2 protein-coding genes are annotated in these 1,651 nt (G+C 38.2%); both read left to right on the forward strand.

Annotated features, from left to right (window positions below; translation table 11 throughout):
• The coding region (locus RQ763_RS11670) for an HDOD domain-containing protein (RefSeq protein WP_314153164.1) at window positions 1-515 on the forward strand (515 nt) is incomplete at its 5' end.
• A partial coding sequence (locus RQ763_RS11675; RefSeq protein ID WP_314153166.1) for a 5'-3' exonuclease H3TH domain-containing protein occupies window positions 512-1,651 on the forward strand: 1,140 nt, incomplete at its 3' end. The genes RQ763_RS11670 and RQ763_RS11675, both read left to right, overlap by 4 nt.

Here is a 1,651-nt window from a genome sequence, read left to right on the forward strand (position 1 = left end):
GTATAACATCTGAAGAGTTTGCAAAAACATCTTCACTTCAAGCAGCATTGATGTTTAGCTGGTATAGAAAAATAGACAGATACAAAGCAGAAGAGCTCTACCTTGCTGCTTTTTTGCAAGAGACGGGGAAAATTCTCATTGCCAGCGAAGTTATTCAAAATGATGAAGCAATTAGCTTTGCAAGTGAAATTGAAAACTCTAACAATATTGCCGTGGTTGAGAAAGCTTACTCTGATGCAACATCCGGAGAAGTGACTGCGCTGGTCTTTAAACATTGGGGATTTGACTCCAATTTTATAGAGATGATTAAATACTCCGACAATCCTTCGTCAGCTCCCGATAATATAAAGGAGTGCTCAGCGGCTCTAAACATAGTAAAAACAATAGTGCCTGTTAACAAGCCATTTTCTGATATCTCTATCAATTTCGGACTCAAAAAAGCTGCAGATGCAGGTTATGATATTGCCATCTTACAAGAGGCTATCTCTCAGTTTACGGATAAACCAGAGGAATGAGTAAAACAGTTACTATAATTGATACGTTTGGTTTTTTCTTTCGCAGTTTTTATGCACTTCCGCAATATCTTAAAAATGCCCAGGGTTTTCCTACAGGACTATTGACCGGTTTTACAAACTTCATCTCCACACTTCAAAAACAGCATGACAGCGATTACCTGATTTTTGCTATTGACTCTAAAGGTCCGACTTTTAGAAATGAGATAGATGCAAACTATAAAGCACATAGAGTCGCTCCTCCAGAAGAGCTTATGATGCAGCTGCCAATCGCTATTGAGTGGATAGACAAGATGGGTTATAAAACGCTAGGTCGTGTCGGGTATGAAGCGGATGATATAATCGCTACCGTCGTGCACTTTGCCAAAGAGAAGGGCTACAATGTAAGAATAGTCTCACATGACAAAGACCTCTTTCAGCTTATAGATGACGGCAAAGTTGTTTTGATTGATGCTATAAAGAAAAAAGTTATGGATGAAGATGCATGTCTAGAAAAATACGGCATATCTCCAAAACAGTTTATAGATTATCAGGCAATTTTGGGCGATTCTGCGGATAATATCCCAGGTGTTAGAGGGATAGGAAAAGTCGGAGCCGAGAAGCTTTTAGTAGAGTATAAAACTCTTGACAACATCTATGCAAATATAGATGAGATTAAACCTCCGGGTATTCAGAAAAAGCTTACCCAGTTTAAAGCAGATGCCTACAGATCAAGAGAGCTTGTAACTCTAAGAGATGATGTGTTAGAGAGTTTTGATTTCCAAGAGTATAAGATGGATATTGAGCACCCTTTTTTAAATATATATGACGAACTTGTAAAATATGAGCAAAATTCAATACTAAGAACTCTGCAGGCAAAAAATATGGTTAGTGATGAGACGCACCAAAAAGCGGTTGCAAAGATAGAGACTCAAATACAAAACGACAAAAAACTCGACTTTAAAACAACTCTTATCACTGACGCAAAAGAGCTTCACAGAGTATTGAATGTACTGGATAAAGAGACGATTGTAGCTTTTGACACGGAGACTACGGGGCTTGATTATGAGAATGACTCTTTGGTCGGCTTTAGTTTTAGTTTTAATAATCTTGAAGGGTATTATGTTCCGATTGCCCATTTTTACCTTGGAGTGCCACAG

It is taken from the genome of Sulfurimonas sp. (assembly GCF_032250635.1).
GTDB lineage: Bacteria > Campylobacterota > Campylobacteria > Campylobacterales > Sulfurimonadaceae > Sulfurimonas.